We start from the raw sequence: 4,694 nt of genomic DNA, 5'->3' as shown, positions 1-4,694 counted from the left end.
CCGAGGCCGAGAACCTGGTAGCGGCCGGCCGGCATCCCAAGAAGCCTTACGTCTTGGTGGCCCAGCCCTCCATCGTGGATCCCGGGCGGGCTCCCGTTGGGCGGCACATTCTCTGGTCCTACTGCCACGTACCCAAGGGTTCGACCACGGACATGGCCGAGGCGGTCATGTCCCGGATCGAGGAATTCGCGCCGGGCTTCCGCGACGTGGTGGTTGGCTGGAAGACGACGACGGCGGCAGGCTTGGCCGGCTACAACGCGAACTATCTAGGCGGCGATTTTAGCGCGGGCGTTATGGACATTCGAGGGCTCGTGCAGCGTCCCGTGCTCTCTCCGGTACCGTGGCGGACCCCTTTGCCGGGGGTGTATTTGTGCTCCTCGTCCACGCCCCCAGGACCCGGAGTAACAGGAATGCCCGGGTATCACGCTGCCAAATATGCCTTGAAGGACATGTTTGGACTGCAGGTACCCGGGCTGGGTTTGGGCGGGTAACCCCTCGACGCTCGCTCACCTATGCCGTCGAAATTCGAAACGCTCGCTCACCTATGAGGCCGACCGGCGGATCGCTCCTGCAGATGATCTGCAGGAGCGATCGGTGCTTTTCCCTCAAATGTGAGCGAGCGTTGGCAAATGGGCCGTTATATGTGAGCGAGCGTTGGGTTAGTTGGCTGCCGTGAAGCGGGCCCGGCGGTGGGCAGGAGTTTCGATTTCGTCCAGCATGGCTACGGCGTAGTCCTGGGTGGAGATGGTGTTGCCTGCTGGGGAATCCTTGGCAGTGGAGTACTTTCCCGTGCGCTCACCTGGCTGGATGACAGGCGCGGGTGCGAGCACTGTCCAGTCCAGGCTCTCTGGAGCTTCCTTGACGGCGGCGAATGCTGCGGCCGCCGTGGTTGCTTCGGCCTTATAGGCCTCAGGGAAGTCGGGCGAATCGAGGAGGCGAACGCCGTCGATCTCCAGCGTGCCTGCTCCGCCGACGATGATGAGGCGCGTGCCTTCTGCGTTGCTGTAGGCGGTGTCCATTGCCGCAAGCCACTCTCCGTGGTCGCCTCCGGTGCGGCTCGGGCCGGTGGCGAGGATGACGGCGTCGTGCTCTTTGGCGATCTCCGCGAAACTCTGGCCATCAGCGAGATCGGCAGCGAGGGCCTTCGCTCCGGCAACCTCCGAGCCCTTGCGGGAGATAGCGGTGACTTCGTGGCCGCGGGTGAGGGATTCGTTGACGATCTGGCTTCCGACCATGCCTGTTGCGCCGTAGACTGCGATTTTCATGACTCTCCTTGGGTTGCTATCCTTGCAATATCAAAACAGTATCTAATTGATACTGATAGCTTCAAAGGAACTTAGTTACCTCATGGATACCAATGACCTATCGGCAAACGTCCTCGACCCTGATTGCCCGTCCCGGGTGATCTTTCAGCGCATCGGTGACAAATGGGCTTCGTTGGTGGTCCAGGTCCTCGCGGACGGTCCCATCCGTTTCTCCGAGCTTCGCAAGATGGTCCACGTCGTGACGCCGAAGGTGCTGACCCAGACCCTTCGCACCCTTGAGCGCGACGGTCTCATCACCCGGACTGTCCACGCGCAGGTGCCCCCGCGCGTGGACTATGAACTGACCGAGCTTGGAGCTTCCCTGCTGGAGCCTTTGACCCTGCTGCGTCTCTGGGCGGAGGACCATGTGCCCAGCATTCTCAAGGCCCGCGATGCCTATGACGATGCCCAGGACGAGGCTGTCATCGGGGGCTGACCGTTCGCGCTTTCGCCCAACTGACTTGCATTTGTTGGCGTTTTGAGGGCTCAGAACGACATCTAATGCGAGTCAGTTGGGTGTCCCGACGGGGACGCGCGCACCGAGGCGCCCGTCCCGCATGGTCGCGACCGAATCGGTGAGCGGCAGGAACTCGGTGTCGTGCGTGACCATGACGGTCGCCGTCGCGAACTCGTCCGTGACCTGGCGCAGCAGCCGCACGATCGATTCACTACGCTCGTGATCCAAGGCCGCGGTCGGCTCGTCGACGAGCAGCACCCTGGGTTGGCCCATGAGCGCCCTCGCGATATTCACGCGCTGCCGCTGGCCTCCCGAGAGCTGGTGCGGCCGCTTAGTGAGAGAAGGCCCGAGCCCGACGACGTCGAGCAGTTCCGTAGCGCGCTTGCGGGCCGCTTTGGCCGGCTTCCCCCGGAAATGGTCGCCGAGGATCAACTGCTCGACGGCGGTCAGCGAAGGCAGGAGGTTGGGTTGCTGGAAAATGATGCCCACCTTTTCCCGGCGCAGGGCAGTGAGTTCGGTGTCCTTGAGTTCCGTGGCAACCGTGCCGTCGACGATAACGAGCCCGGAACCCGGCCGGACCAAAGTTGCCGCCACAGCGAGGAGCGAGGACTTCCCGGAGCCGGACGGGCCCACGAGGGAAAAGAATTCGCCGGCGTCCACGCTGAGATCCACGGCATCCAGGGCCTTGAGGGTGGAATCGCCGTCCGGATACTCCAAGGTGACGTTGACGAGGTTGAGTACGGGGTTCATTGATATGCCTTTCGTGGAATATTAAGTTTCGGGGCTGGCCTAGTTGCCGCCGAGGGCCATAAGCGGATCCACTCTGGTGATGCTGCGTACTGCCAGCGCCGCACCGCCAAGCCCAAGGAGCACGATCCCGGCGATCGGGACGAGGGTAGTTATCGGGGTCACGAGGAACGGGGCCGCCTTGGCAGCAAAGAAGCCGCCCAGAACGCCAAGGCCGCCACCCAGTCCCGCGCCGGCGAGCAAGACGATTCCTGCTTGGACCAGCGCGTCCCGCACCACGTAGCCGGACGAGGCGCCCATGGCCTTGAGCACCGCGATGTCGCGCGTGCGCTGGACAGTCCAGACGGTCAGGAATGCAACGATGACAAGCGCGGAGATGCCATAGAGGAAGGCCTGCATGAGCATGAGGGAGCCGTTTTCGCTCTTGTAGGAGCCGAGGGCCTGGAACGAGCCGCTCGGGGTGGCGCTGACAGTGCCGGCCACCGCATTGGCGGCGTCAAGATCCACGGTGGCTCCGGCGTCGTACTCCACGGCAAGGACTGTCCCAATCGATTCCCCGGCAGGAATATGTGCGAGCTTCTGCCACGTAGCCCGGGAGGTCCAGACGACTCCGGTGTGTGAATACCACTCGTCCTGGGTGATGGCGGAAACCGTCAGACCCGTACCGCCTACCGTCACCCTGCTCCCGGTACTCAGCAAGAGTTCCTTCGCCAAGGACTCCCCGACCACCACCTCGCCTTCCTTCACCGCCACAGGTGAGATGCCGCCGTCGGCCCCGAAGACCGCCACGTTCGCAGTGCCGGCAGCATTATTGGCGGAATCGAGGGACTGGAGCCGCGTCTGGCTAATACCAATGGCTTCGGCAGAGGCAACACCCGGCCGGTTCCGCCAAGCTTCGAGCTGCTTGTTGGAGACCTCCGATTCCGTATAGGAGGCCTTGGCCTCGCCTCCTGCCGGCGCGCCGAAGGCGATTTGCTGCGCCGGAAGTGCGGCAATGGCCGACGTCGACTGGTTGCCAAGGCCCGCTGTAAGCCCGGAGAGCATGACGAGAAGGAGTGTGATGAGGGCGACGACACTCCCCATGAGGGCGAAGCGGCCCTTGGCGAAGCGGATGTCGCGTATGGCGAGAAACATGGAATTCCTTTGGGTCGGAGGCGATCTTCTGGTCCTGTTTCAACTCTCCGGGCAGGGGGCGCGTGAAACATCGGGAAGTGGATGGACTCCTCCGGTCGCCTTGATTGACCCGCGGATCAACCATTCGGTTGATTGGGCCCGCATGCCGCCGAATCGGGTAAAAGTGTCGGCGGGCGAGGCTACGCTGGAAGGCATGCAGGGAGACGATTCGCCCCAAGCCACGGCGCAGCCGCAGCCAGCGCCACATCAGCAGCCAAGTGGCTCGGCCATGATTTTGCGCGTCCTGCGCGTCAGCCTGCACGTTGGTTTTGCGGTGCTTCTCTTCGTGGCAGTCGTCAGGCTTGCGATCGCGGGCCTTTCGCCCTTCGCCACTTGGGCAGGCCTCGGCCTTGCCCTGCTGCTGGCTGCCGTCTACCTCTTGGGGACGGTCCTTGAAAAGAGGCACGCCGGCCATCCTGAGCGCTTCGATCCGAAGCCTTACGCGCGGTGGTGGCTCGCCGTCGTTGGTTTCCTGTGGCTGCTGCTCATGCTCATCAGTCCGGATTTCGCTTGGATAGCTTTCCCGTTGTTCTTCCTGCAACTGCATATCCTGCCGCGGCGCATCGCCCTCCCCGCGATTGCTGTCAGCACAACACTCCTGATCGCGGCGATGTGGTTCCACAACCGTGGTGCCGGGGCGGATGCCCTGCAACTTGCCATGGTCCTCGGGCCTCTTTTCGGGGCCGCCTTCGCGGTTGTCACGGGCCTGGCGTATCGGGCGCTGTACGTCGAGGCGGAGAACCAGCGACTCGCCGCTGAGGAATTGCGCCGGACCCGGGCCGAGCTGGCACAAAGCCAGCACGACGCCGGTGCGCTGGCCGAGCGCGAAAGGCTCGCACGCGAAATACACGACACCTTGGCACAGGGATTCTCGAGCATCGTCTTGATGGGGCGCTCGGCGGAGAAAGCCCTCGACGCCGGTGACAACGCCGCGGCCCGCGATCGGCTCAGGACTGTCCGCGAGACAGCGGCCAGCAACCTGGCGGAAGCCCGCAATTTTGTCCGGGGACTGG

General features: G+C 63.6%; 5 protein-coding genes and 1 pseudogene. 3 read left to right on the top strand and 3 right to left on the bottom strand.

What is annotated here, in order from left to right; translation table 11 throughout:
- A pseudogene (locus tag AHiyo1_RS13060) lies at window positions 1–491 on the top strand (NAD(P)/FAD-dependent oxidoreductase); the annotation flags it as partial.
- Window positions 492–659: 168 nt separating this feature from the next.
- Here the strand turns inward: AHiyo1_RS13060 and AHiyo1_RS13055 are convergent.
- On the bottom strand, window positions 660–1,265 hold the full coding sequence (locus AHiyo1_RS13055; protein ID WP_059388854.1) for an NAD(P)-dependent oxidoreductase: 606 nt from the start codon (window positions 1,263–1,265) through the stop codon (window positions 660–662).
- Between the two features lie 82 nt (window positions 1,266–1,347).
- On the opposite strand from AHiyo1_RS13055, the gene AHiyo1_RS13050 reads away from it, so the two are divergent.
- On the top strand, window positions 1,348–1,740 hold the full coding sequence (locus AHiyo1_RS13050; protein ID WP_059388853.1) for a winged helix-turn-helix transcriptional regulator: 393 nt from the start codon (window positions 1,348–1,350) through the stop codon (window positions 1,738–1,740).
- 72 nt (window positions 1,741–1,812) lie between these two features.
- Here AHiyo1_RS13050 and AHiyo1_RS13045 read toward each other — a convergent pair whose 3' ends face one another.
- A complete protein-coding gene (locus AHiyo1_RS13045) occupies window positions 1,813–2,511 on the bottom strand; it encodes an ABC transporter ATP-binding protein (protein ID WP_059388852.1) in 699 nt (232 codons plus the stop codon).
- 39 nt (window positions 2,512–2,550) lie between these two features.
- Window positions 2,551–3,642, bottom strand: a complete 1,092-nt coding sequence (locus AHiyo1_RS13040) for an ABC transporter permease (protein WP_059388851.1) — start codon at window positions 3,640–3,642, stop codon at window positions 2,551–2,553.
- A 268-nt stretch (window positions 3,643–3,910) separates the two neighbouring features.
- Between AHiyo1_RS13040 and AHiyo1_RS13035 the strand changes: the two genes are divergently transcribed.
- The coding region (locus AHiyo1_RS13035) for a histidine kinase (RefSeq protein WP_253257322.1) at window positions 3,911–4,694 on the top strand (784 nt) is incomplete at its 3' end.

Origin of the sequence: Arthrobacter sp. Hiyo1 (assembly GCF_001263615.2) — a bacterium.
GTDB lineage: Bacteria > Actinomycetota > Actinomycetes > Actinomycetales > Micrococcaceae > Arthrobacter.
The sequence above is the reverse complement of the archived record's forward strand: the minus strand, read 5'-3'. Positions and strand labels throughout refer to the sequence as shown.

Coding starts and splice junctions, on each gene's coding strand:
- AHiyo1_RS13045 (WP_059388852.1), bottom strand. CDS start 2,511: ATGAACCCCGTACTCAACCTCGTCAACGTCACCTTGGAGTATCCGGAC.
- AHiyo1_RS13055 (WP_059388854.1), bottom strand. CDS start 1,265: ATGAAAATCGCAGTCTACGGCGCAACAGGCATGGTCGGAAGCCAGATC.
- AHiyo1_RS13050 (WP_059388853.1), top strand. CDS start 1,348: ATGGATACCAATGACCTATCGGCAAACGTCCTCGACCCTGATTGCCCG.
- AHiyo1_RS13040 (WP_059388851.1), bottom strand. CDS start 3,642: ATGTTTCTCGCCATACGCGACATCCGCTTCGCCAAGGGCCGCTTCGCC.